Origin of the sequence: Rhodoferax ferrireducens (assembly GCF_031458075.1) — a bacterium.
Classification (GTDB): Bacteria; Pseudomonadota; Gammaproteobacteria; order Burkholderiales; family Burkholderiaceae_C; genus Rhodoferax_B; species Rhodoferax_B ferrireducens_A.
Window position 1 is genome coordinate 20,745 of sequence record NZ_JAVDXT010000009.1, and the last position, 25,633, is coordinate 46,377.

Consider the following 25,633-nt stretch of genomic DNA (forward strand, 5'->3'; position numbering starts at 1 on the left):
TTGGGATATTCAAGTGATTAACGTTCACGCGAGTTGCGCTGTTGTTCAGCACTGCGCTGCTGGTCGGGTGTACGCGCAAGCGCGGCTGGCTGCACGGGCGCGCGCGGTGCCTTTGCGTCATACACGCCGAGACTCGGCTGGCGAGTTGCTGATCGATTTGCGAAGTCAGTGCGAGCCTTCTCGCTGAACCGGGACAGCAGTTCGGACTTCCATGCATTCAGTTGGGATTCCTTTGGACGCGTGCCGACGACCTGGCCTTGCGTATCGCGCAGGCGCTCTTGCACGGTCACATCGCGCTTGCCGATGTTCTGCAGAACGATCTGCTCGCCAGCGCTGCGTTCCTGTATCGCTTCGGCCAGACCCTTGCCCCAGATGACTTGCTCACCGGCGCGTGTCTTGAGTGTGACGTAGTAACTATCGTCGTTGTCCTTGTTGAACTGGTATGGGGCGCGGCCGTGATCGACGATCTCGCCCACGTACACCCGCTCACCTCGCAGCTTGGACTCAAGTTCTCGCAACGCGGCCTGCGTGAACTGATCGCCCAGCGCTTTGGAGTCCAGAATGGTGCGAGAGTTGTCGAGAACGGTCTTTTCATGCGCCGTCAAAGCATCGCCGTCGATGTGCTTGCGCTGCGGAGCAGCCTCAGTTTGAGGTTTGCCTATCTCGCGTGGCTGGTCGTGCTTTTTCTCGTTTTCCGCTGACGTGATGACGTTGGCCGGCTTTGTTCGCTGTTGCAGTTCGGCAAGAATCTGCTTGTCAGCCTCACGAGGTTCATAACCACGGACCTTGACGCCTTCTAGGCTGGCTTCGATCCAGGCATTGCGCTTGAAATCATCCGTGCCGCTGACTGTGATTTCCTTCCAATTCTTGGCCGTGGCGACTTCAATCATGGCGCGAATGGTGGCCTTATCTTCTCGATCGGTGCTGATTGCTTTGCCAGCATCGACGAATGCAACGCGGCCCTGTTCGTTGCCGTTGCGGAAAGTGAATTCGGTGGAGCCCTTGTCCAGTAGGCCGCGTTTCTCGTGGGAAACAATGAACCGAGTTAACAGTACCTGACTCAGTTCACCCTCGACAACCGGCCGTTTGATTGTTCTGGCCAGTTGCGCAGCTATATCGGGGTCATTGGGCGCTGTCACGCGGCCGTCCAAAGGCGGCGCCTTGAGCGATTGCTGAGCGTCGCGCAGTTGCTGCGTCGCGGTATCCGGCGAGCTGGCAAGTTGCTCGACTACACGCACTGTCTCACGCGCGCGAGTATTCGCCATGGCCGCCAGGGCTGCGGCGTCGATCAGCGCTGCGCGCGACAGAGCTGCCGCGCGGATGTTCTCCTTCCGCTGCTCAGCGGCTGCTCTCTCAGCAGCCTCGTGAGCTCGTCTCGTTTCGACTTCGCGCACCACGTCGGGGGCCTCTTTGGCGAGTGTTTCCGTGTAGGCCTTGTTGCGCTCGGCTGCGATGGCCATGTCGCCGATAGCGTAGTTGCGTTCCGTCACATCGGCCGTGCGCAGGGATGCCACGTCCTTGCGCACCTGGACGGCGGCCTCCTCCGGCGTCCATGCGGCAGCACGCTCCCCCTTGGCGAGCTGAATTGCGGTGAAATCTGCCGTCTTGCGGTCATCCTTCTCTGCAATGCGACGGTCGTTCTCTGCCGTCGCAGCCTGGACTTCCTTCGCGACCTCGGGCGCTTGGAGCTGCAGCTCGGCCCGGTAGTTGGCCTGGTTCCGCGCGTTGTCTGCCATTGCCACCGCCGCCTGGAAACGCGCACCGTCGTCCTTGATGGCGCTCATCGACGCCAGATCGTGCTTCACGGCGTTGCGCGCTTCCACAACGGTCAGCGCATCACGCGAGATAGGCAGCAGTTCATCATTCCGGCGCTCTACGGCCCGCAGCGCGTCACGTTCCACGACGGATGCCGAGGCTTCGCGAGCCAACTGCGGTTCGACCTTCTGAAGTTCATCGCGGTATGCCGCATGGTTGCGGGCGTTCTCACCCACGACGGCTGCGGCAAGGTGCCGCTCGCCACCCTCGGGGACCAGTGCCAGGCTCTTGGCATCTTGCTTGGCCAGCTCGCGCTGTTCGGCGTCCGACAACGCCTGAGCATTGCCACGGGGCGTAAGCGCAGAGGCGTTGCGCTCGATCATCGGCAGTGCGATTTCGCGCTCGACCTTCACACGCTCATCGTTGATCGCCTTGGCCGACTCGGAGAGCACCGGAGAACGCTTCTTGAGTTCGTCCGCGTACTCGGGCGAAACGCGGATGTGGCCGGCGATGGCTTCAAGTGCCGCCTCTCTCCGGCTGTCGGATCTGATGCGGCCGAAGTCGGCAGAATCCAGGTCTGCCCATCGCCGAGCCGTGTCCTGCTCGACGGCAAGGGTAGCGGCCGAACGCGCCGGGTCGGCACGCATGGCTTCGTTGGTGGCGGCCAGGCGCAGATCGGTGCGCGACTCGATGGACGAGCGTTCACGCATGGAATCGCCCTGCCCTGCTTCCTTTTGCGCTGACGCTTGCAGAATTTCGGACTTCAGCTCGATCGCCGCAGGTGTCGGTGCTCGCAGGATCTCACCATCCCGATCTGGTGGAAGTTCTCGATCCTTGCCCTCTGTAATCGTATTGCTCATGACCTGTCTCCTACAGTCAGTTGCTCAAAGCGAGATGTTTCCCAGCGAGCTGCTGGTTGCGAACGTCAATTTCTACGCGGCGGTTTAACGATCGCCCTTTCGGTGTGAGGTTTTCCACCAGGAAATTGCCTGCAGTGAAATACTTTGTGCTGATCTTGGAGGAATCAGCACCGTTGTTGATGAGCCAGGTGCGAGCCTTTTCGGCGCGTTCGATGGCAATCAGCTTGTCCATCGCGTTCACCACATTGCTGTCGGTATGGCCGCGCACCTCGATCTTTTCGGCACCGCGAACACTCGAACGCAGAGCCTGCGCTATTTGCTCGCTGGGCTCAAACTCTGTACGTGCGAATGGATGAAAAACGCGAATGACCACGCCCGACGAATTCGTCTCGTACGCATACGCCGGAAGATCTGGCGCAGCCATCGACTGCGGCACTGCAGCCGGTGACGGCTGAACCGGAACCGGTGCTGGGAGAGGACGCGGGGCGGGAGGTAGTGTCAAAGCCTCACGAACAATGGTTGTCATTTCGTTCAGCTTGGCCTGCAGCACATCAACCTGTGCGCGCAGCAGATTGTTGTCTGACAGCAATTGGCGATCCGCATTTACACGTTGCTGCAGGGCTTGCACGCGTGTGGCATCGTTGACTGGAACCCGCGAGCTGCCATCGGCCTCAGCCGGCTTGGGAACCGAGCTGCAGCCGCTGAGTTGTACTGTTGCGCCGACTAGGCACAGCGAAAAGCCAGCCAGCGAAATTGCACGTTTGATATTCATTGCGTGATCTCCAGTTCGTGATGTGTGCGTGCGTCGGTCTCATCGATAGGCTGAACGTCGTCAGCCGTATGCTTGGTCCATTGCACGTTGTTAAACAACCAGTCGGCCATGGCCGACACTTCTTGCGCCACTGGTGTGACCGTATTGGTGACGGGTGGCATGGTGTCCAGGTTGACCGCGAGCTTGCCGGCCGACACTTGCTCGCCAGCTTCAAGCGCACGAACGCGCCCTTCTGACCTCGCGATGAACGTGTCGATGTCGATGGCCGGCACACGAACTGCCAGCTCTTTCAACACAAAGGAGGCTTGGTCAAGCTGATGCTTTGTCGGCAGCTTCGCGCCTAAAGCTCGCAACGATGGGCTAACTTCCTTGAGTCGATCCATAAACGCGGCTTCTTTGTAGTACTTGATCTTCTCGGCAAAGATTGGCTTGCATTCATCGTGCATCACGATGACGCGATCGAAGCCCATTTCCCGCAACTCTTGAGGCAGCATCAACGCCCGCTTCTGATCGCTGACGTTCTCACTGTTAGTTACCGAGCCTCGCCCGCGAGAAACGCCCTTGCTGGTGCTACTCAGACCGTAGTAACCCAAGATCTCGCTGTACTCCTGCGCGTCCTGCTGTTCACTCGGTGCATAGATGAGCTGTACCTTGTGGTTGGTCGCCAGCGTGCGCGCACCCTCCTCACCGTACAGCGCGCGTTCCTTGAGCTGACTCATCGACTGAGCAACCATAAGTGAGCGCAAGCCATAGCCGCGGATATAGCCAATGGCCTTGACGTATTTGTCTACACAGCCAAGCGCAGGAAATTCATCGAGCAGAAGCAGCGCCAGATACTTGAGCGATGGATCGTTCTCGGGCAGCGTCTTGGTGTTCTGGTCGATCGCGACACTGAAAAACAGATTGATCAACAGTGAAGCTTCAGCCAGACGGTTGGCAGGAACAACGATATAGATGGACATCTTGCGGCGCCGGATGTCCCGCAGATCGAAGTCATCTCGGCTCGTCGCGGCATCGACCAGGGGATTCATAAATACCCCCAACGGCGCAGTGAACGTGGACAAGATACTCGTCAGCGTGTTATCAGAATTACTAACGAATTGGCTAATCAGATCCCGACAATGTTTGCTGAGCGCTTGGCCCGAGGCCGATACACCCTTGTCCACAACACCTTGCCAAAACTCCTTCGGGCGGCCGTCTCCGCTGGAGCGGCGCAGTACTTCACCGATCGTGAGGGAAAAACCGGACTCCCGGCAGTAGAGGCTCACGGCTACGAAAAAGCTGCGTGCAGCGTCATTCCAAAATGCTCCATCTCCATCCTTCTTCGGGTAGAGCATGTAGCCAATACTTTGCAGGTCACCAACGACGAAGCGCGGATCTCGGCTTACGTATGAGAGAGGGTTCCAGCAATGGGTTTCAGAGTTTTCGTCAAAAGGCGCGAACTTGTAGACTTCTTGCCCATGCTTCTTACGAAAGCCCGATGTCACCAGAAAATTCTCTTCCTTCACATCCACAACGATGACGGACTGGTTCCAGTTCAGCAGGTTGGGAATGATCGTGCCGACACCTTTACCGCCGCCAGTCGGTGCAATTAACATGGTGAACTTGCCTTCGTCCATCATGAGGTACTTGCCGTCGAGCTTGCCGAGAATAAGCCCATCCTCAGCAAGCAGCCCGGCCTCCTTCACCTCAGCCTTTGTCGCCCATCGCGCATCACCGTGCAGGCTACGCGACTTGCTTGAGGCAATGGCGGCCAGGATAAGAGGAAAACCAAAGATCGCGAACAGTGCAAAGCCCATCGAGCCCTGAAGCCGCTTCTTCTCCTTCGGGTCGTCTTGGTACTGGTCCCAGTACTCTTGCCAGGTTTCGGCTTGGACCTGGCGCGGATCGGTCTTGTGGGAAATGAAGTAGAGGCCGCCGGCTGCGTAGCGTAGTGCCCAGGCACCGGCACCTAACCAAACGGCGATCAGCAGAGAAACAACAACGGTTTTCACTTTCATGTTCAACCGCCCTGCTCTACTTGTACTTGTTGACCGCCAAAACGTGCTTCCGCCTTGGCCCACGGGTCGAAATACACCTCGTCAACGTACCGCTCATAGCCGATTTGCTTGCCCTGCGGGTCGTACACGATCTTGCGCGCAATGTGAATCACCACGTCGATGGTCAAGGTGTAGAGGTGCTTAATTTCCTCACGACCGAGTGTTGCGGCCTCAGAGTTTTCCTTGCACATGAAGACAAATCGCTCGGAGCCCAGTGCACAGCTTTCGGCATGCCAGCTCGTGATAGAACCGCTGTGACCAGTCGTCAGCAGTTTCAGGAAATCCCAAGCTTCGGAGCTGCGCAGCTCTGCCAACAGTGCGCGATCGGGTGCCATGCGCATCAGCGAACCGATCAAGTCGGCCGGTGTAACGCGAGCAACGCCCTGTGAGCTTTTTGAATACAGTAAGTGCACTCGGTTCTGGTGCATCGGAAGCATCAGCTCCCGGACATCTTCGACTGTGATAAGTCGTTCGTGCAGCGGAATATGCTGGCACATAGACTTCATGAGCGTGGTTTTGCCTGATCCGGTATCGCCAATCACGCCGGTGTTCTTCTTGGCCATGATCGATGCGATCAGGAAATCATGCAGATTGCCTGCGGCAAGCAGCTCGGCGAGGTGGCGATCATCAGGTGATAGAGCAAACAGCGCTACCTCTAAGTCATTCGGCCGGGGCCAGATGAACTTAGAGAACGCGCCGCTGTCTTGATAACGCTTCAGCGGAAACACCTCAGAATTGGGGATTCGAATGGACATGCTGACCATGCCAGGCTCCACAGCCGGAGGCAACACGATCTGGATGCGCTCCCCATCTGGCATGGTGGCCGAAAGCAGCGGCGACCTGGCACCCACGGTTTGCTGCTGCGGCGAGTACACAGCGATTGCCTGTGCAAAGGCTTCTAAGGCAGCGAAATCTAAAGCCGGTTCTTCAACCGTTAGATTGCCGGTTTCGAGTTGGATAATCAGCTCACCCGGCTTGTTTATCCAAATCTCGGTCGCCTTATGCTCCAGCATGTGGCGCTTGATCGGGCGAAGGTAGCTACGCACCACCGTATCGCTTGCCAGCACGTCGCCAAACACAGCAGCGTCACCGAAGCCGTTATCCTTGTCATCAAACCGGCTTCCGAATCCGGTATCGACAAACTTCGTATCGAACGAATCAGCTGGTTTTCGTTCGGTCAAGAAGTCGAGAGTCGCACTCATCTCGTCAGCAACCGTGTTGCGCCAGCGATGCCGGCAGTCTTGAGTTCGTACACTGGCGAGAAGTCCAGATCACGAGCGACGTAAATGGAGATTCTGTCGCCTTCGTTGATCGTCAAGCGAGGCCGGACTTTGATCGTTTGCTTTATGACTTCCTCGGCCAGAGACGAAGATGAATTGAGTGTGTTCTGCCCTGGCGAAGTTTGCACACTTACTGTTGAGCCTGATGATTGTTTCGTCTGATTGTTGATGATTGCCACGGAAATGTCCTTAACGAAGGACAAAAGGAACGCAGCTCCAAGCCGCGCGCCCCAGCGGTTGTCGAGGTGACCGGGGATACCTGAAGTACCAAGGCGATCAGCGCCAGGCGATGACAGATCGATTTCGATACCTTCCGGTGTTTTGAGCCTTGACCAGGTCACGAAAAGCCGTTCGAGACCGAGTTGATTGGTAGTTCCGTACTCCCCGGTCAGCTCACTTCCACGCTCAAGCAGCAGCACACGACCATTGTCCGAATACATGTTCTGCGCCAAGACACAGGAGGTGAATCCGGGAGTCTCGTCGATGATTCGACCCGTCAGCACGCAATCTGCTTGGCGGCCTTTGGGGAGGATCAGGTTCTGATCTGTCATGCGCTTAGCCAATGCAACAGGTGTTGAGCTGCTGTACAGGGAGCTGCCGATCGTTCCCGGTCGTGCTTGCTCCGGCAACGCTCCGAGCATGGAAGCAGATCCAGCCAGCGCTGGTGCGACCGTGGAAGTCGTTCGAGATGCCTGTGTGCTATTACCCAGGCCGGCGCTGCGTAGGATCTCCGCGATTTGCTGCGCCTGCGTTTGAGCGATCGCGTTTGAGGTTGTCACGCTGCTGGCACCATCGGTACTGTTGCCAGAATTTACGTTCGACGGCTTGGCTGGCTCGCCAACGAAGAGCGAGCCTGCGTAGCGGCTGGGGGGGCGCTGTTGAGATTGGCCACCCTGCCCTGTTTGTCCTTGAGCCGATTCGCCAGGTAATGGCTTGCGCCCCGCTTGATCACCAGTCATCGCGGTGATGGCAGGCACTTCGACTATGTTGCCGTCCTTGTCAGCACCCATCGCACGCCCTTGGGGATTCACCATTACCTTGCCATCCGCACCGCGCAGAGGCCGAATGCCATCATTCCTTACTGCGCCGGGCTGTATGGGATTCGATGCAGCAGCTTGTTGTGACGGAGCCGGAAAACCGCTGTCTGATCCGAGCTTCGGTCTGGCTACCGCCGTGCCAGTCTTCTCAGGGTTGAACACTTGCGTGGTGTCTTCCGCGGCCTTCGGGCCGCTGCTGGCTTTCATCTGCGCCTTACGCGTGTTCAGCCAGTTCTGACTAAACCATGCCATAACTCCAATCAGCACTGAAGCTACCAGGAGCACGAATATCGCCTTGGCGAATTTGTTCTCAGAACTGCCCTTCTTGTTGACCGAAACAATATCCTCGACAACCTCGGGCGCTGCTGGGGGGGCGTTAAGGTTCGATGGATCACCTGGCTCGATGTTGTTAGCGTCCGTCGTCATTGCGCCGCTCCTTTGATTTCTCGCACAACCGCTGGGGATACCGTAGACGTGGGTGTCGCGATACCTGTGCGATCAAATGCTTCATTGAAAATGCCGACCACCGCTTCACCTAGGCGCAACGTGAACTTGCGGGCCGTGCGTTGCACAACCACAAAGTTGCCATTCATGTTCCAGTTCACGCGCGTGGGCTCACCATCGCTGCCTTGGGCAAAAACAGCCGGAATCTCACGTGCACCCGGAAACTCGAAGTAGGTGAAACGGCCGTCGTCGAAGACCATCGTTGGCTCTGCATCCTCACCACGCGCCAGGACCTGCTTGGTGTAGTTCGTGTTGCGGATCTGGATGCCTTCAGCCTTCAGACGCTGGACCGGCGTCATCCCGAAGTCGGGATCGACTTGTTGCGGGATGGGTCGAGCAGCCGATTTGTCTACCCGCTGCAGCAGTGCATCAACAGCCGCTGCACGATCACTACCCGATAAGTTCTCGGTCAAGGGCTTGGGTTTCGGGTAGTCGAAAACGACGCGGAAGAATGGCACATCGGCATCGGCTCGTTTCCCACGGGAAACCTTGTTTCCGTCAACGATCTCAAATACGAACGAATAATCACGCTTGCTTGTGTGCAGCTCCATGTTGTTACGTCCAGCGTTGTCGCGTGGACGCACGAATATCTGGTTGGAGCCTAAGATGGCGCTGATGCACCACTCATCTGTCTCGCTTTTGCAGTCGCTGCTGAGTCCCACCACCGGGATCTCGATCTTCTCGTCGTTTTCCAGCATGATCCGTGTGACGATGCCGCGTTGGACGCGAATCACTGTCACGTCATTGGCCTTGTACGGAATGACACGGATGCGTAAATCATTGGGACTGGCTTCTGGGATCCCTGCACCGTAGGCGACGCTGAGTGCAGCCAACATAGTGCTGGCCACAAGTGGCTTGAGGAACAATTTCATCGTCAACCTCCCGCACTCATGGCTTCATTTGTCACACCGGGCACGCCGCTGCTGGGAACTTCAACGTCGCGCCGATAGGAGAAGACCTGGAAGCCCATCGGGTTTCGGATCAACTCGGCTTCCGAGGCGTAGTTGTTCGGGGTGTAGCGGAATGTCATGTTCACAACGAAGACTGTTGGAGCTTCCACCACGTTGCCCTTGGACACAGTAGTGCGCTCGAATCGCACCACCATCTGCTGTGCATTCGTCGGTGCCGGTGCGATCGACAGCACCTTGATTCGACGCTCGGTGAAGTCTCCGAATACCTTGTCGAGTCCCTTCTCTCCAAGAAACTGGGAGCCATATTCTGGGAAGATGGAGGGATCAGTGAGTGCCACTACGTTGTCGTAGTCGGAGCCCACCAGCCACCAGTTGTATTGCTCACGCGAGACAACATACCTGCGCGCCCAATATTTGTTCAACACCTCTTGGGTGCCGATGACACGGTTGTCAAAGGATTGCAAAACTTCGAGGTTCCCCGTCTGAGCATCCTGCTTCACGACGTACGGCACGGTACGACGTAGCGGTGTCAGCATGGCCAAAGCGATCACAGCAACCACGAGGCAGAAGCCCATCAGCCCAGCGAACATCCATGCGAGCTTGCGACTCTTCTCCAAATCGGAGGCACGAGTGGCCTCCCAATTGGCGCCTTTACTAAAGATACTCATAGGGGTTCCTAATATCAGTACGAGAACGAGCGGATCGGCTGTGCTCCCGCAGCCTTCACGCTCGCGAAGTACGCTTGGTTGTCTGCCAACCGCTTCAGCTCAGCTGCTTGACGTGCTGATTCGAGAGCTGCCATGGTCTGCGTCATCTGGTTGTTGATGCTGGCCGCTTCGAGCACGTTGCGATTCACCATGTCGAGTGAGTCCTTCGCATCGCCGGTTGAATCGACACGACTGGCGAGTTGTGCGAGTTGTGCACTGCGGCTTTGGGTCGATGCGAGGATCTGTTGCATACGCCCCATTGCATCGGCTGCAGCCTGTCCGGCATTCCCCGCATTGCCGGTCCTGATCACATTGAACGAAGCCAGGATCTGGTTTAGGTTGGCCTGACTGGTGGCGAGTGCAGAGGGATTCAACAGCAACTGCGTTGCATCACGCATTTCAGGCGGGAGTACAGCGCTAATGTTCGGATCGTTGAGGATGGTCCCAAGATTGCGAATGCCATCCAGCTTAGTCGTCATGGTCTGCAGCTGCTGGAACTGCTGTTGCAGCTGGTTGAGCTGGTTGATCATGTCCTGTGCCTGTCTACCCCAGGCAATAACTTGCTGGATGCTATTGGCCAAATTTGCCGCATCGATTACCGGAATACCAGCTCGCGCTGGCATTGCTGCAAACAGCATCAATGTGCTGACGACAGCACCCGAGATAAATTTACGAAACTTCATATCACCCTCCTGTTGAAGACTTATCCCGCAGTCATGCGGTTGCTCATTTGTGAATAGCGGTTGTACGCAAATCGCCCCACCGCACCCGCTGCACGCCCTGCCCCGTTTGCCGCGATACGGCCCACGTTGCCAGCACTTGCAGCTGCCGCTCCACCGACAGACATGCCTGCCCGTGCAGTACCTGAAATGGCGGAACCAGCAGCCGAAAGTCCCATCCCAGTAAACGTGCTATTCGCACGGCCGGCACGATGTGATGACCCCCCGCCGCCCCCACCCCCACCCCCGCCTTGGGAGACTTGATTGCCAGTCTTGTTGCCAGCGGCTGCGCCGCGCTGTACGTCTTTCATGATTGCGCGCACTCCGCCAACCATGTTGTTACCCATGTTCAGACCACCACCAAGCGCCGCCGCCAGGTCAAATACCTTGTAGTAGAGATAGATGATGAGCAAAGACATGGCGGCCTTAGCGGCAAACAGCACTGCCATTGACTTGATCATGTTGGTTACGGTGGATTCGTCTGTGGCTGTTGGCACGATGGTTTGAATGCCAACCAAACCGAACAGGCCCGCAACAAACATCACCATCAAGACGGTGAAGGCCATCGCTAGGATGGACGTCATTACGTTGCCAATGTAGGTTTCAAAAAACCGCTGCATAAAAGGGAAAGAAAGGCAGAGCAAGAAGAACGGGCCAATGGCCAGCAACAAAATGAACACCGAGTTGGCGACCAAATACATTGCCAGCGCAATAACTCCGAATACAGCGACAGCTGCCGACATCAAGGCATACGCCAAGAACAAGAGTGAGAACAACGCTAAAGTTGACATCAGGCGGCCGAGTTCCGTCCAACCAACGTCGTTAAGCGCTGCTGTAAACCATTCAAAAAGCTTTGCCCATAAGGCTGTCATGGGATCGATGAGATTGGTTTCAAGAACCGTAGACATCGTGTTGCTGCCTACGAATCCTTCCTTAACGCCGTTGAGCAAATCTGCGAGTTCGGGCCAGCCGTATAGCGCAATTACTCCTATGAGGAAGATTTTTCCTATCTTCGTGAAGATGTACGTGAAGCTGTCTTCGGACTTTCCGAATGCAACCTCATAGGAGATCAGCGTGATCCATATCGTGAACCCGACGATGAAGGCCGGTCGGAAGGTGCCCAGCAGACCAGCGCCAAATGTGTTCGCGACCGCAGTAAATCCGCTCGTAATCGCTGTTTCGGTGTCGGTAAGAAAGCCCATTTTTCAGCCCTCAATACTTCAGTTCGCGGATAGGTTGGCTGCCGCCTTCTTTAATGCGTCTACCCCACTCTTTTTCCGAAATTTTTCGGTCTGCCTGATCGGCTTGTTCCTTTTCCTTTATCGCGCGGATGCGCGCCAGGTCCGCGTTAGGCTTGTCCTGCAGGGCGGCCACTTCCTTCTTACAGGCCGCACGTGTGGCTACGCCTTGGCTAACGGCTGTTGCGCGTCCCGCCGCGCTGTCGTCCGTGGGTTTGGGGTCGGGAAGCTTGTCGCAATCAGCGATAGTCATCACCATCAATTTGTCCCCGTTTCCCGTGGGAAACGCAGGTTCTGAAGTGGCAGTCGGTGGGTTTGTCACCGTTTCTTCCTGCTTACCGCAGCCAACCATGAAAAGCGCCAAGGCGATTACCAGCGCGAACTTTTGGGGGATTTGTGCGTGTAGATTCATGCTGTTGTTCACCTATGCCATCGCGCGCTGCAGCGCCTGTTTAGATACTTTCTTCTGCACTTTCAAGCGTTCGAGGAACACAGGAACCCACACATCGGGATCGTCGGTGCGTAGCTCGTTGCGGACTCGCTCACATAGTTCGACACTTTCCGGTGTGCCGGTGAGGATCTCCAGTTCATCGGAAAACCCGTACAGGTTCAGGTTGCAGACGGTGCTACGTTCGCCCTGCTTGACCAAGAAGCTCCGGCTGTCTGATGCCAGGTTCTTGATCGTGTCGAACTCGGCTTCAGTGAGCTTGAAGCCATCCACATAGTCGCCGTAGTCAGCACCTGGGTTCGGCAGGAAGATTTGCGTCACGCATTGCTCGCGCAGCGTGGAACCGATGGGGTACTGGTTGACCTGGCTAGGGCTTTGTGTGACGAACACACCGGCCCCGTTGAGTTTGCGAATAGTTGTCTGCTTGTCGCGAGCGAACTCAACCAGTGTCTGGCTCTTTGCTGCCACCATCTTGGCAAACTCTTCCATGACGTACACGAATGGCTTGCCATCGATGAGCGTGTTGGCAGCTTCCAGGATGTACGACAGGATGATTGGGCCAACTTCTCCGTCTTCGAGGAATTCGGTGTAGTCAAATGCAAAGATCGAATGTCCCGAGAAATCGGTGGTGTCCTGCGCGTTGTCCAGCACCCAGGCGTTTGAGCCCTTGCGCGTCGCAGTGCGGCACCACTTAGCCAAGCGCTCGCCCACTGCGCTGTTTTCTCCGACGTGCTGCAGGATGGCGCTGATTCGACGCGAGGCTCTTTCAGGCTGCGCGAAGACGCGGCGAACTGCTTTGATGATCTCGTTTTCGACCTCGATGGAAAGCGCTTCATCCGGGCTGCGCCGCGCACACTGCATCACGAGCTGCTCAACGAATTTGATCGTGCTTTCGGTCGGTTCCCACTGGAACGGATTGAAGCCGGTAGGCTGACCACGCTGCAGCTGACGATAGCGACCGCCGAGAGCGCGAATCAGGATCTCGGCGCCTCGATCCTTATCGAAGAACAGGATGCGAAGGCCGAGAACCTTGGTCAGCAACGTTAGCAAGAAGCCGAGCAGCACGGACTTACCAGTGCCGGTCTTTCCGCAGATGAACGTATTGCCGGGGTCTTTTTCACCAACGCGGTCGCGGCCAAGCACCATTTCGTGCAGGTTGAGATAGTACGGCTGCTTGGCCGGCGTTTGCATGATTGCGATGGCCTCACCCCAGGGGTTACCGTCGCGCTTTCCCAAATCGAAATTGTGCATGGGCGACATGCACGCGAAGTTCCTCGTCGTGATCGTCGCCACGCGCGGACGCCACGTCCAGTTACCTGGGAGCTGTGCGAAGTGGGCGCACTCGGGGATTACGTCCACCGTAGCCACTTTGTAGCCCACATCCTCTTGCAGGGCAGTTCGTGCGTTTGCCATGTCCTTGCGGACTTGCTCGATCGAGCTGCCGAAGATTCCTAGACTGTAGTGGTACTCGCCCATATAGACGCGACCATTGCGCACGTCTTCGAGCGCGCTTTCCATGTCTGAAATCTGCTGAGGTGATCCTTCGCCGCCGCTGACCAAGCGATTACGTTGCAGTTCGATCGCCTTGAGGCCATCACGCTTGCTCATGAAGCTGAAACTCTGCGTCTCGATGAACTCGTAGTTTCCGTAAAACAGGCAGTTGTTCATGCCTGGCTCCGAGACTTCCGGATAGTCCAGGAAATCCAGGTAGCCAACGAATCCGCGCCGCTGCAGATGCTGACTCTGAACGATGCCGTTCGTGTCACCAGCAAACAACCGTGCGTCGCAAAGGTAGTTGTAAATTGGAGAAGGTTCCACATCGACCGGCTCGTACACGCCGGTCAACAGAAAGCGGTAAAAACCTAGCATTTCCGAGCTGGTGCGCGTTTCGCCGTTGATCAGCTTGCGTTCGGTGCAGCCAAGGCGTTCGCCGCCGTATTTGCGCATGCTGACTTCGACTTGTTGCGTCAGCGAAACGAAGCGATCCAACACTTCAGCGTCGAATTCATTGAGGCTCTCGGCGCTGCGCGTGCGCATCTTCTTGAGCGCGCCGCCGGCCGTGACGGTGGGACGCATCAGCAGAGTGAAATACAGCTCGTTCTTGAGCATCGACTGCTCACCGAGTTGGTCGTAATACTTGTCGTTGAGTTGCTGCCCGAAACTACTCGGAAAGCGTCCATTGAGCCGATCCGTGAAGCGGCGTCGAACACGGTGGACCCAAAGCGCACACGGCTCGGAAATTTCCGAGCCTCGAACACCATGCAGAAAGTTCACCAGCTGACGTTTGGCGCTTGAAATCTGTTCCGGCGAAGCCGTCTCGAACGGCATGCCATGCAGACGCCAAGTCGCGCACAGATCACCGTTCTCTCTCAGCTTAATGACATCAGGCGCGATGTGCACGCCCATGGGGATGTAGTTCGCGACATGAACCTCGCCCTTCCCAAGGTTTATCGATTCTTCGAGATTGCCTGATTTCTTGAAAAACATGTCGCTCACTTTCGAGGTGGCAAAGGCGAGAAGCTCACAGCTCCCCAAAACTTACGCGTGGCCGACTGGCGGCCGCGCATGCGTGCTTTCATCAGGTACTGCAGGACGCGATGCTCATCGTTCGATCCCAACCTGCGTGCCCATACATAGAGGACCACGCCGATGATGATGAAGACCAGGGCCACGCTCAGCCGGAAGAAATAGAAGCTGAGAACCGTGAGCTGGCCGATCACCAGCACCCCTAGGATGAAAGGAATGAGGGGCACACCCAAGATCGTGCTCGGTGCTGTGCAACCTTTGTAGATCGGGTCGTAATAGTCGTCCTGCATGTCTCCCGCCTATCTGCGGCTTAGCTGAACAGCCAGCCAACAAGGACCGGTGCCAGACCCGCAACGGTCGTGCCGATGACCGGACCCTGCATGTCCTTCATGGTCTTACCGTTGAAGGCGATGGCGTACCCAATGACCGACCACGAGATGATGAGAATCGCCACGCCGACCCCCATAACGATGTTTTGCCAGCCGGTTGAAACCGCCGTGATACGCGCTTGCGCAGCTGCTGCGCCGCCGGTACCAGTGGTTGTGCCTGTGCCGGTGGCGTGCGCCAGGCCGGGGAGCACGAAGAAGATGACCGCCATCCAAAGAGCGCTCAACAGAAGAGCTTTGCCCCACTCACGTGCTGTGTTGTGCTCGCGCTGTACCGCGATACCTACCGTTGTTGCTGCGTTCATAAAAAGTTCCTGCTTAAAGTTAAGGTGCCCTGTTGGGCGGGGTTTCGAGCGGTTGCGTCGAAAGAGGTGTGCCCGATGCTTCCTTCGGCGCAATGCCAGGTGCAGAACGGGATGCCGCCAAAGCGGCAGCAACTACCTTCTGCACATAGCCGTGCTGGTAGCCGGTCACAAAATTGTTCGAGTAGTAGCAGCTCAGCGCATTGCGCAAGGCCACTTGCGGGGCTTCGGTCCTGCCGCTTGCTCGCTTGTAGCAGTCAGTTAGGATGCCGGCAGCCGCACGCATGTTGGCGCACGGGTCGAACACAGATTCGTGATCGAGCTGATATGCAGGCCAATTCTTGACATAGATCTGGATCAGCCCTGCAGAAAACCGTGTGCCCTGCTGTTGAAGCGCCATCACTGTGCTGATGGCCTCGGGAAGGTTCGTGGGCTGCCGAGTCAGTCGGCCATTCACTACACCGATGGCGTGCGGGTTGAGACTTGATTCGACAGTCGCCATTGCTCGCAGCGTGGCCGGGGCCACATTGGGCGCGCAACTGTGCGCGAGAACATCGAAGTCCATCAACATCCGCTTCCTCCCATCCGTCTTATTGTGGTATCACTTTAGCATGATCACATGACGGCTGATGAAGCGCTCATCATCCATTTTGATGATGTTTTTGTCTATGAAACACTTAATTACAAGTGTCAACACGCAAAAACAAAAGGGCATGAAAAAGCGCCTTAATGTGATGTCACATTAAGGCGCTATGTTGGTGCTAAGCTGACGATTATTCGCCGGTCGGTTTGTCTAAATCGATGGGCGTGTTAAGCGGTTGGAGGCGTTCGCGAAAACTTAAATCGAACTCGATCAATCGCTCGATGTATTCGTTGCGGGAGCCTTTGTAAGCCTTGAGCATTTTGTTCATGCGGTCGAAGGTGCTTTTTTCGACCCTAAGGGAGAAAGATACGCGTGGTGGCTTATCTGTGCCTGGTAGTCGCCGCTTGCGCCGCGTCTTCTTTTCTTTTTGTATTTCTCCAGTCATGGGGTCTATATGTCTAAATACCTTTTCGTTGGCCATGTCTACTCGCCGGATCACGAGAGTTGGCAGCGCATTCTGCAAAAAGGTTACACGACCAGACTGCGACCAGTCTGCTTGTGCCTTGTGCAGGGCGAAGGTCCTGAACTATACATTGCGTTAACACGAGGCCAATACCTTCTCAAACGTCTTCCCTACTCTGGTCCCCTCCACGCTCCTCAATGCGAACACTACGAACCGCCACCAGAACTGTCGGGACTCGGTCAGGTCAGTGGCTCAGCGATTCGAGAGGAACTCGAAACGCAAACCACCATGCTGTCGCTGGACTTCGCCCTGAACAAAGGCCGCTCGCGTCAGTCCGGCGTCGCCTCTGAGGTCGAACACGAGAGCGTGCGAAGTGATGGTACGAAGCTGACTATGCGGGGTCTGCTGCACTTCCTGATGGACGAGGCCGGGTTGACCCGGTGGACACCAGCAATGACCGGGCGCCGTTCCTGGTATGTCGTACGGCGTGAATTGCTTCGCGGCGCCAGTTCCAAGATGACCAAGGGCCAGCCGCTTCCGGCCTTGATTCATATACCGGAAAGCTTCGTCCTGGACCGCGCCGACGAGATCCGTCAGCGCCAACGCGAATCGCTTGCCAGGCTGTTGGAGTCAACTTCCGCCCGCATGATTCTGCTGGGCGAAGTGAAGGCGATCGAGGATGCTCGCTATGGCAAGTGCTTGATCGTCAAGCACATGCCGGATGCCAAGCTGATGATGACCGACGATCTTCACAAGCACCTGGTGTCGCGATTTGCCCACCAGTTGCAGCTCTGGAGCCAGATCGAAATGTCGCACCTAATGATGCTTTCCACGATTTCCCGTTCTGCCCAGGGTGTGATGTCGATCGAGGCTGTATGCCTCATGAACGTAACCGAGCATTGGATTCCATTCGAATCGCTTTTCGAGTGGGAACTGCTGGACGCGCTGCATAGGGAGCAACGCCGGTTCACGAAGGGGCTTCGCTACAACCTGCCTTCAACGAAGCCGCTGGCTTGCACCGTGCTGCAGGACACTGGTGAAGCTTCGACGGCGATGTTTGTGGTTCCGCAGGACGCCGAAGGTGAATACGATGCTGCCATCGATGTACTGATGCAACAGTCGAATTTGCTGGCTTGGAAGTGGCGGGCAGGCGCTGAATCGATACCAAAGTTGCCGATGACGTGGACTGAGAGTCAGGCGCAGCAGCAACAGCAGGTGTCTCAAGGCGACGATCAAGCTCGGGATGCACAGTTGCATCAGGATCTTGCGGCGCATGAGTTGATCGAACACGAGTCGTCTCACGAACCGAGCGAGCAAAAAAAGGTGTTCGAGCAGTCGTGAATATCGCAGAGCGATCCCCTCCGGGCCGGGCTCTGGTGCTGCGCATCGAGCCTGCGCTGCGCTTGTCTCGCCCCCTTACGGGGCTAACGATCCCTGACGCCTTCGCGGCCTGACGGCCGCTGCGCGCTGCGCTCGCCCTCCAGGGGGCGATATAACGCGCCCTTGGCTGGCGCGTGCAAGCACGCTGGCTGCGGTCACGTCACACCACCCCCCGCCGCGCTACGCTTGGCACCCCCCTGGGGATGCTGACCAGGCAGAGCCTGGACAGCGCTCATCACTTCGGGACTGCCCTACGGGCAGTCTTTCGCATGCCTGACGCCTTCGCTACGGCCTCAAGGCCTTCGCTGCGCGCTGCCGCTTGCGAGCGTTTCCCGTGGGAAACGCAGGCCAGGTTGACGGCGTAGTGCGCTGCTTTTAACCGCATTCATGCATTGCTGGAGTCAAAGTTTTAGTGGACAGCCATCTGCAGGGCGATCCCCTTCGTTCAAAAGCCGAGGGGTGGTGTGCGAGGGAGCGTCGCATGCTTTCGGCCGGGCTACGGAGTGACCATCGGCTTAGGCCGATGGGCAGCCCTACCGGGCCGGCTCCTACCGGCCTCATGACCTGTCCCCCGGACAGGTCACCGCGACATGCTCCTCTGATCGTCCCGGTGGCCTGACACATCCACAAATACCGGCTTATCAGGAGGCGCCATCCAGATCCTGGGCGTAAAGCGATTCCCCATTGAATTAGTCACTCCAACTTCCATTTTGGCCCGAATATTCCAAAAAGCGCCGCTTCAGCCCAATGGCTTTTGCGGCTTATCAAGAACCTACAGGCGAAGCGTTTTCATCTTCGCCGGCTGAGCGAGGACCGCGATCAAGATCTTCCGTCATCGCCTCCAAAGCTGCAACGCCTAGCTTTAAAGCCTTGCTGTAGGTTTGGGCACTTTCTTGTGCAGCTTCAAGCTCAGTCCACACGGAAATGTCATCTGTAGACTCCATCAGAGTCCAATAAAACTCCCCTGGTTCTGGTTCGTCAACACTGACGCTGATGTGGCGAAGATAAGTAGCTTTTTTCATAAACATCTCAAATTTCAGCCAGGCCTTAGTCCAAATTTTTCTACTCTAGATCAGGCTGCGGTGGTGGAGCCTTTTTCTTCCTGGGAGGAAGCGGAGCAGCTGATGCCTGCAGCAACTCTGCCGGGTACTGCCGCATGAAGTCCATACTGCGCTCGGGCGGAGCTTTCAGCCAGGCGTCGTAGTCCTCTTCCCGAAGGATCACCAGCATACGTTTCTCGTCTTCCGGCTTGTGGAAGTTGCGCATCAACGCATGGTCGTCGGCGTTGATCGTCAGCATCGAAAAACTGCGCAATACATGCCCATCCGGCGCCTTCCAGCCAGTCCAGATGCCAGCAATTCCCATCGGTTTGCCATCGACGCGGCTGATGCGTGTGCGTACAGACTTGCCGCTCCGGTGGTCTGGCTCAAAGATTGCCTCCGCTGGCACGATGCAATGCCTCCCCAGACGCCAAGAATCGCGGAAGCTGCGCAACTTTTCGACCGTTTCGCTGCGGGCGTTATAAGTGCGGCGCGCAGCGACCAGGGCAGCATCAACGGTGTCGGCTTTGGTCCAGTGCGGCACGATACCGAAAGAGCCGGCCAGGGCTTCCCGCGCGGGCACAGCGTCGTCGCCTACGTCGGCTTCTTTCGGTCTTCGGATAAAGATCGAAAGGTAGCCTGGCCACACATCAAACTTGGCGTCTACCGGTATATCGACACCGAATGCCTCGGCCAGACGCTTAGGGTCGGCCACCGATTCATAGTTAACGCACATAGGATGCATCGTAGCGCGCGCTTATACTGTATGTATGCACAGTATTTCGATCCCCATCGGTTTGCCGGTCGAGCTTTCCAGCCTCAGCCTAGTGCTGCCGCTGGCCGGGGATGTGGTGCACGCAGGCTTTCCGTCGCCGGCGCTGGACTTCCCTGGGGAGCGCATCGACCTGATCAAGACGCTGGTGACGCACCCGCAGGCGACCTTCCTGCTAAGGGTTAGCGGGGACTCTATGCGGGACGCAGGCATTTTTGACGACGACGTGCTCGTGGTGAATCGTGCGCTACGGCCGCGCCACGGGCACGTCGTGGTTGCCCAGGTGGACGGAGATTTCACGGTGAAGTATCTGTACCAGCGTGGCGGCCGAGTGAAACTGCGGGCGGCAAACGTTACTTTTCCAGACATCATTCCTGGCGATGGCCAGACGCTGGAGGTGTTCGGCGTGGTCACCAGCTGCATCAAGCAGTTCAAGGTGTGAACCATGTATGCCCTGGTCGACGGCAACAACTTCTATGTGAGTTGTGAACGGGTATTTCGGCCCAGTCTGAATAACCGCCCCGTTATCGTCTTGAGCAATAACGATGGGTGCGCCATTGCGCGCAGCAACGAAGCCAAAGCACTGGGGATCAAGATGGGGGCACCCTGGTTCAAGATCCGCCACCTGGAGGACGAGGCCGGCCTGGTGGCGCTGTCGGCAAACTTCACGCTGTACGGCGACATGAGCGACCGCATGATGAGCCTGGCCGCAGGGCTGGGTCCTACGCAGGAGATCTATTCCATTGATGAATCTTTTATCGGCATGGATGGGGTGCGCGGAGACCTGACCGACCGCGCTCGTCGTATTCGCGCCCGCATCCTGACCTGGACAGGCATACCCTGCGGAATAGGCATAGGCCAGACCAAAACCCTCGCAAAGCTGGCGAACTTTGTCGCTAAGACGGCTGAACGCAAGCCCGGCAGCTACCCGGACGCGCTGGCCCAGGTGTGCAACCTAGCCACCCTGCCGGCCGAGGATCTGGCGGCGGTGCTGGCCGCCACGGAAGTGGGTGAAGTGTGGGGCGTAGGCAGGCGCATCGCGGCCCAGCTTCAGGAGGGCGGCGTACGCACAGTGCAGGATCTGGCCAGGCTGGACCCGGCTACCGTGCGCAGCCGCTGGAGCGTTGTGCTGGAGCGCACCGTGCGCGAGTTGCGCGGCCTGCCCTGCATTGAGTTTGAGGATGCACCGGCACCCAAAAAGGAAATCGCGTGTACCCGCAGCTTTGGCCGACCGGTAACCGACCTGGCGCCGCTGATCGAGGCCGTGAGCGAATTTGCCGGCCGCGCCGCCGAGAAACTGCGCGCGCAAGGTAGCGTCGCCAGCCAGCTGCTTGTATTTGCACACACCTCGCCCTATCGGCCTGGGCCGAAATACCACCGCAGTGTGGTTGTACCCTTGCGTCGGCCCACGGCCGATACGGCGCTGCTGGTACATGCGGCCGTGGCCGGCATGCACCAGATCTACCAGCCCGGCTTTCAGCTGATCAAAGCCGGCATCATGCTGCTAGACCTGGCACCGGATAGCCGCGTGCAGGGAGAACTGGATTTAGATGGTGGGGAAGACGCTACCGCCGAGCGCGGCAAGCTGATGAGGGTGATGGACGGGTTAAACGGCCGTTATGGCAAAGGCACAGTGCATGTGGCCAGCAGTGGGTTGGACGACTATCGGCGGGAATGGGGGATGCGGCAGGAGCGACGAACGCCCCACTACACAACAAATATTTCTGATATTCCTGTGGCCCGGGCCTAGAGGAACGGATTTCAGCCGCTTAGCCTGACAAGTGGGCGCCGGGGCGAAGCCTTTGCCGTGAACTAAGCTGCATGCTAAATCTCTCTGTCGGTCGAGGCTAAAGGTCAAAAAATAGTACTTTTGGTCAAAAACACCCATTTCATGAACCAAGAAATTTATCTCATGAACTGTATAATTTACATATAACCTATTGTTTTTAAATAGGTTTTCAAAAAAAATTTAAAAAACATACTGCACCTCTCTCTAGAAAGATCCCTGAAGCCAAAGTACAAACGAGCCTTGAACAACTTTTTTAGTAGGCTAGTTATGAAAAAAGAAGATGCTGCTGCTTTCATGCTTTTGTGGATTACTGAAAATACGCCACTTGCAATTCAGTTTCTATATGCCCTTGTTCCGGTACTGGCGCTGTTGCTTGCAGCATTTGTAATCTACGCAGTGTTCTGGAAAGGAAAGGGTGGGCCAAAGTGATCCGCTCAAAATATTGGTACAAGGTACCGTCGATTACGGTTGTGGAAGCGCTTAAAAAGATGACTTGGAGCCGTACCGCTGACCAAAGCGCGGCAGGTGAAATTGCCGCTTTGATGGTCTACGTTGCGCTAATTTTTTCTTCCGAAATTGATGATGGTCCCCCAGAGCAAGGGCACCATATGGCGGCGGCCAGCTACGACGACTTGCAAACAGCCACATCGTTGTCGCGTAAGCTGGTTGCCAACGGGGTGAGCAGACTTGTTGAATTGAAGTTGATTATTCCGGAAGGGTCGCATCAAAAGCGACGCTATCGTATTGCCTGGAACGGTGGTACCGGCTGGTTCAAGCTACCTTGCCAGGCCATCGTGCGTGAGCAAAAAATTCTTCCGTTTGCCCATTTCACCCTTCGCACCAAACATGAGCTTCATGCCATGAAGCTGCATCTGTATCTTGCTTCTTGCCGCAGCAATGATGCGCAGTTTTCGATGGCTTCTTATGAAACCATCTACGAAAAAATAGGTATTCCCGAACGTGACATCCGCAAGGCAATCAGCCTTCTCGTTGCCACTGGATTGCTTCGAAGCGTTGATCGCAAGCATGAAGCAGAACTGAAAGAGTTTGGACCCAATCAGTACTATCTGGTCGGTTTTAATAAACTGCCTGGCTACGCAGGCGATGGGCAAGTGGCGGCCTAAGCTGACGCAGTGCGACAGCCTGCGTATTCCGGTCTGATTGACACCTGTTCCGGAAGTACCTGACCACCACTTTTCAACGTTATGGTGCTACCGACGCAATGGCACAAACGTAACTTTCGACCTCAAGGAACAACAATGGCAGAACTGGATGCAGAGAAGCTAAAGGAAAACGCGCTGACATCGATTCGCCTTGGCATTGAGGACTTCCAGCGAACCAAGCAGGTGCCGGAACACGGAGGCGATCCGGCCCGTGCCCTCTCAGCCGTGCGAAACCTGTTCGCAGGCATCCTGCTTCTGTTCAAGTACAAGATCGCGGTTTCGGTTGTTGATCCTGACGATGCGCCTGCCCTGATCTTCAACCCTCCAGAAGTCATGCCGCAAGCTGATGGCAATGGTGGCGTCGAGTGGAAGCCCGTTGGGAGGTTCAGAAAGACTACCATCGATGTCGCGACCATCAAGAAGCGCTTCGAGGGGTTCGACATTGAAGTCGACTGGCCGGCCATCGATAAGATGCAGGAGTGCCGCAATCACTTGGAGCATTTGCACCCGGCCAATACGCTGGGCGAGGTGGCTGGCTTCGTTGCCGACCTGTTCCCTGTGCTGCGCGAGTTCATCCAGACGCAACTGAACGAGCAGCCGGCCGACCTACTAGCCACTGCATGGCCCGTCATGCTCGCGCACCACGAGTTCTTCACCAACACCATGGCGACATGCGCGGCTGCGTGGGACGATGCTGGTGTCCCTGAGCTGATGCAGCCATGGCTAGATCAGTGCCAATGTGAGGAATGCGGCTCTTCCCTGCTCCGTCCCAGCCAGGACGACATCGAGGACGCGAGCAGCGTTGAGAGCCAGGACGAGTCGTTCAAATACGTCTGTGTCGCCTGCGGCCACTCGGACCTGATTGCTCCGTTGATGATCAAGAAACTCAATGACGCCTACGACTATGACCCCCGCGATGGAGGCGAGCCCGGTGTCGAGGACTGCAATAACTGCTCCCGCTCAGCCTTCCTCATTCATGAGCAGCATTGCCTATGGTGCGGCGCTGAACTCGACTACAAGGAATGCTCACTCTGTGAAGAAGCGCTTGGGCAGGGTGACCAGTACAACGGTGGCCTTTGCAGCTACCACGCACACGTTCTCGACAAAGTGATGCGAGACGACTAGATCTGCAAAGGGTCGATTGCAGTCAAGATAGGTCATGGTCAATATCAGAAAACTGATCAGCAATTGTCGGAACGGTGGTCAGCTATTTCCAGAAAACGCAAAAGTCTACGCGTTGCCTAGGGCTTAGCTGGAGGCACTTTTCTTGTGTCTTGGGTTACCGGTGGGTTGCCAACGTCAAGGGGGGAGATTTAGCCAACCAGGCGGGCAAGTACGCAGGGCGGCAAGCTTAGCGGTCCCTGCCCTGCTCGCGGGCAGGCGCCCGTGCTTGGGCTTGCTCAGGCTCGCGCGTGCGGTCCAGCAGCTGGCCTTGTTCAAGTCTCTTGGTGAATTCGCCGCGAACCTGCTGCATGTAGCCGGCAATGCGCTCGGGACTTCCTGCCATGCTGGCGCGTGCCAGATCCTCAATTGCGCGAAGCCCATCGAAGGCACGACGTAACTCTGGAAACTTGGCGCACGCTTCTGCCTCGGGCAGGTTCTCGAAGGCAATGACCCGGCTCGGCCGGATCGCCTCGGTGAGGATCTCTTTCACCGGCGCCAGGTCGCCGTGAAAGCTGCGCCGGGCGGCGTCGTTCCACTGGTCCTTGCTGTTGTCTATGCGCGTTTGATCCAGGTCGTACCCGGCTTCACGCGCGATCTGGCCGATCAGCTCACGGGTGGTTCGTCCGTTGCCCTCGCGAAAAGGGTGCAGCGCGTTCCAATCGGCGTAGAAGTGTGCAATGCGCTCAACGAACTGCGGCTTCTCCAGTCCCTGCAGGTTGTTCTCTTTGGCTAGCGCAGTGCTGAGCTGCCGGCTGTAGCTCTCGATGAAAGCCGGCTGCGCGAAGCTGTCGCCGTTCTTGCTGATGCTGACCGTACGCGTCTGCCCGGCCCACTCGTACACGTCCTGGAAAACGTGCGCGTGGATTGCCTTCAAGTGCTCTAGGTCAAATTTTCCGGGGATTGGGTTGTCGCGCAGCTCTTCGATGCGCAGCTTGGTTTGCTCGTACTCGAAGTCACGCAGCGTAGCGTCGTCTCGGATGCCGGGGATATTGCGTAGAACTCGTGTGCCCGGGTAAGTGTACGGGTCGGCAAACTCACGCGGCATTGGCGAAAGCTATAACGGCCGTATCCTTTGCTGCCTTGTCTTTGGCCAACGCACGCGCCAAGCTCGCAGCTCGCGCCTGGTCGCGCGTCATCGTGCCCTCAACTACGGCTTCACAGTCAACCAGAAATTCCGGGGTTGGCCGATGGCCTTCGATGCGAGTGCTGGCCAGCGCTTGTTCGTGAGACAGACGGCGCTGGGCCTTGGTGATGATGGTCATGTCGATTCCTTCCAGAAGGGGCAAGGCGCTGGCAATCTTGTTTGTGAACAGTTCCCAAAATGCAGCGTGCATGGCGCGGTGGTTTTTGGTGCCTGGTTCGGCTTCCCATTGCTGCCAGGTTCGGCAGGTCGTATGCACCAGCGCGCCGGCCTGGGTCTGTGTCAGACGAGCCAGCTCACGGGTTTCCCGGATCTCTCGGGGCAACGGATTGCGCGACGGTGAAACGTTGGAAGTCATGCCGGAATTATTGCTAATACGTAATCCCTATTATACGCGCAATGCGCGTATTGCGCAGATCTTCATCGCTCCCGTTTCCCACGGGAAGCGCGGCCCCTCCCCCTTCGGTCTGGTCGAGCTGCAGGGCTCTGGACGGGACGCACGGACCTGGGCAGCCTCCCCTCCTCGCTCCCGTTTCCCACGGGAAACGCGGCCCCTCCTCCTTCGGTCTGGTCGAGCTGCAGGGCTCTGGACGGGACGCACGGACCTGGGCAGCCTCCCCTCCTCGCTCCCGTTTCCCACGGGAAACGCGGCCC

At 57.1% G+C, this 25,633-nt stretch carries 25 protein-coding genes; 6 read left to right on the forward strand and 19 right to left on the reverse strand.

The annotated features are described in order from the left end of the window. Nucleotides 1–17 precede the first annotated feature (17 nt). The 15 genes from J2X19_RS25580 to J2X19_RS25650 all read right to left on the reverse strand — a co-directional run bounded on the left by J2X19_RS25580 (nt 18) and on the right by J2X19_RS25650 (nt 16,548). The gene (locus J2X19_RS25580; RefSeq protein ID WP_310377238.1) at nt 18–2,615 is read right to left on the reverse strand and encodes an LPD7 domain-containing protein; all 2,598 of its coding nucleotides are present in this window, start codon (nt 2,613–2,615) and stop codon (nt 18–20) included. Nucleotides 2,616–2,631: 16 nt separating this feature from the next. Continuing rightward, nucleotides 2,632–3,387 carry an OmpA family protein gene (locus J2X19_RS25585; RefSeq protein ID WP_310377239.1) on the reverse strand — a complete coding sequence of 252 codons (756 nt, stop codon included), beginning with the start codon at nt 3,385–3,387 and terminating at the stop codon, nt 2,632–2,634. Beyond that, nucleotides 3,384–5,387, reverse strand: a complete 2,004-nt coding sequence (locus J2X19_RS25590; protein ID WP_310377240.1) for a type IV secretory system conjugative DNA transfer family protein — start codon at nt 5,385–5,387, stop codon at nt 3,384–3,386. Before J2X19_RS25590 ends, J2X19_RS25585 begins: the two co-directional genes overlap by 4 nt. Nucleotides 5,388–5,389: 2 nt before the next feature. Further along, on the reverse strand, nt 5,390–6,628 hold the full coding sequence (gene virB11 / locus J2X19_RS25595) for a P-type DNA transfer ATPase VirB11 (protein WP_310377241.1): 1,239 nt from the start codon (nt 6,626–6,628) through the stop codon (nt 5,390–5,392). Next, nucleotides 6,625–8,169, reverse strand: coding sequence for a TrbI/VirB10 family protein (locus J2X19_RS25600; RefSeq protein ID WP_310377242.1), 1,545 nt, complete (start codon nt 8,167–8,169; stop codon nt 6,625–6,627). Before J2X19_RS25600 ends, virB11 begins: the two co-directional genes overlap by 4 nt. Then, nucleotides 8,166–9,119: a TrbG/VirB9 family P-type conjugative transfer protein gene (locus tag J2X19_RS25605; RefSeq protein WP_310377243.1), complete on the reverse strand. Its 954-nt coding sequence runs from the start codon at nt 9,117–9,119 to the stop codon at nt 8,166–8,168. The genes J2X19_RS25600 and J2X19_RS25605 overlap by 4 nt, the downstream gene beginning before the upstream one ends. A 2-nt stretch (nt 9,120–9,121) precedes the next feature. Then, nucleotides 9,122–9,826, reverse strand: coding sequence for a VirB8 family type IV secretion system protein (locus J2X19_RS25610; protein WP_310377244.1), 705 nt, complete (start codon nt 9,824–9,826; stop codon nt 9,122–9,124). 14 nt (nt 9,827–9,840) lie between these two features. Beyond that, the gene (locus J2X19_RS25615; protein WP_310377245.1) at nt 9,841–10,548 is read right to left on the reverse strand and encodes a type IV secretion system protein; all 708 of its coding nucleotides are present in this window, start codon (nt 10,546–10,548) and stop codon (nt 9,841–9,843) included. Nucleotides 10,549–10,568: 20 nt separating this feature from the next. Next, entirely contained in the window at nt 10,569–11,786 is a 1,218-nt protein-coding gene (locus tag J2X19_RS25620) for a type IV secretion system protein (RefSeq protein WP_310377247.1), read from the reverse strand. A 10-nt stretch (nt 11,787–11,796) separates the two neighbouring features. Next, nucleotides 11,797–12,234: a hypothetical protein gene (locus tag J2X19_RS25625; RefSeq protein ID WP_310377249.1), complete on the reverse strand. Its 438-nt coding sequence runs from the start codon at nt 12,232–12,234 to the stop codon at nt 11,797–11,799. A 12-nt stretch (nt 12,235–12,246) separates the two neighbouring features. Beyond that, nucleotides 12,247–14,757, reverse strand: a complete 2,511-nt coding sequence (locus J2X19_RS25630) for a VirB4 family type IV secretion/conjugal transfer ATPase (RefSeq protein ID WP_310377251.1) — start codon at nt 14,755–14,757, stop codon at nt 12,247–12,249. Nucleotides 14,758–14,762: 5 nt separating this feature from the next. Beyond that, nucleotides 14,763–15,086 carry a VirB3 family type IV secretion system protein gene (locus tag J2X19_RS25635; protein WP_310377253.1) on the reverse strand — a complete coding sequence of 108 codons (324 nt, stop codon included), beginning with the start codon at nt 15,084–15,086 and terminating at the stop codon, nt 14,763–14,765. Between the two features lie 20 nt (nt 15,087–15,106). Further along, the gene (locus J2X19_RS25640) at nt 15,107–15,487 is read right to left on the reverse strand and encodes a hypothetical protein (RefSeq protein ID WP_310377255.1); all 381 of its coding nucleotides are present in this window, start codon (nt 15,485–15,487) and stop codon (nt 15,107–15,109) included. A gap of 19 nt (nt 15,488–15,506) precedes the next feature. Beyond that, nucleotides 15,507–16,049: a lytic transglycosylase domain-containing protein gene (locus tag J2X19_RS25645; protein ID WP_310377258.1), complete on the reverse strand. Its 543-nt coding sequence runs from the start codon at nt 16,047–16,049 to the stop codon at nt 15,507–15,509. Nucleotides 16,050–16,257: 208 nt separating this feature from the next. Beyond that, on the reverse strand, nt 16,258–16,548 hold the full coding sequence (locus J2X19_RS25650; protein WP_310377279.1) for a hypothetical protein: 291 nt from the start codon (nt 16,546–16,548) through the stop codon (nt 16,258–16,260). Here J2X19_RS25650 and J2X19_RS25655 point away from each other — a divergent pair. Beyond that, entirely contained in the window at nt 16,522–17,871 is a 1,350-nt protein-coding gene (locus J2X19_RS25655) for a DUF1173 family protein (protein WP_310377259.1), read from the forward strand. The genes J2X19_RS25650 and J2X19_RS25655 overlap by 27 nt on opposite strands. An 803-nt stretch (nt 17,872–18,674) precedes the next feature. On the opposite strand, the gene J2X19_RS25660 is transcribed toward J2X19_RS25655, so the two are convergent. Both J2X19_RS25660 and J2X19_RS25665 read right to left on the reverse strand, forming a co-directional pair. Further along, entirely contained in the window at nt 18,675–18,932 is a 258-nt protein-coding gene (locus tag J2X19_RS25660; RefSeq protein WP_310377262.1) for a hypothetical protein, read from the reverse strand. 40 nt (nt 18,933–18,972) lie between these two features. After that, the gene (locus J2X19_RS25665; RefSeq protein ID WP_310377264.1) at nt 18,973–19,686 is read right to left on the reverse strand and encodes an SOS response-associated peptidase; all 714 of its coding nucleotides are present in this window, start codon (nt 19,684–19,686) and stop codon (nt 18,973–18,975) included. A 34-nt stretch (nt 19,687–19,720) separates the two neighbouring features. On the opposite strand from J2X19_RS25665, the gene J2X19_RS25670 reads away from it, so the two are divergent. From J2X19_RS25670 to J2X19_RS25690, 5 genes are all read left to right on the forward strand, one after another. Next, nucleotides 19,721–20,164, forward strand: coding sequence for a LexA family protein (locus tag J2X19_RS25670; RefSeq protein WP_310377266.1), 444 nt, complete (start codon nt 19,721–19,723; stop codon nt 20,162–20,164). Nucleotides 20,165–20,167: 3 nt separating this feature from the next. Next, a complete protein-coding gene (locus J2X19_RS25675; protein ID WP_310377267.1) occupies nt 20,168–21,472 on the forward strand; it encodes a Y-family DNA polymerase in 1,305 nt (434 codons plus the stop codon). A gap of 306 nt (nt 21,473–21,778) precedes the next feature. Beyond that, complete coding sequence (locus tag J2X19_RS25680) at nt 21,779–21,940, forward strand: hypothetical protein (RefSeq protein ID WP_310377269.1); 162 nt, start codon at nt 21,779–21,781, stop codon at nt 21,938–21,940. Next, a complete protein-coding gene (locus J2X19_RS25685) occupies nt 21,937–22,635 on the forward strand; it encodes a hypothetical protein (RefSeq protein WP_310377271.1) in 699 nt (232 codons plus the stop codon). Before J2X19_RS25680 ends, J2X19_RS25685 begins: the two co-directional genes overlap by 4 nt. A gap of 135 nt (nt 22,636–22,770) precedes the next feature. Further along, a complete protein-coding gene (locus J2X19_RS25690) occupies nt 22,771–23,799 on the forward strand; it encodes a hypothetical protein (protein WP_310377273.1) in 1,029 nt (342 codons plus the stop codon). A 226-nt stretch (nt 23,800–24,025) separates the two neighbouring features. Here the strand turns inward: J2X19_RS25690 and J2X19_RS25695 are convergent, their stop codons facing one another. Together J2X19_RS25695 and J2X19_RS25700 are read right to left on the reverse strand one after the other, a co-directional pair. Then, the gene (locus tag J2X19_RS25695; RefSeq protein WP_310377275.1) at nt 24,026–24,883 is read right to left on the reverse strand and encodes a Fic/DOC family protein; all 858 of its coding nucleotides are present in this window, start codon (nt 24,881–24,883) and stop codon (nt 24,026–24,028) included. After that, nucleotides 24,873–25,337, reverse strand: coding sequence for an antitoxin VbhA family protein (locus J2X19_RS25700; RefSeq protein ID WP_310377277.1), 465 nt, complete (start codon nt 25,335–25,337; stop codon nt 24,873–24,875). The genes J2X19_RS25695 and J2X19_RS25700 overlap by 11 nt, the downstream gene beginning before the upstream one ends. Nucleotides 25,338–25,633 lie beyond the last annotated feature (296 nt).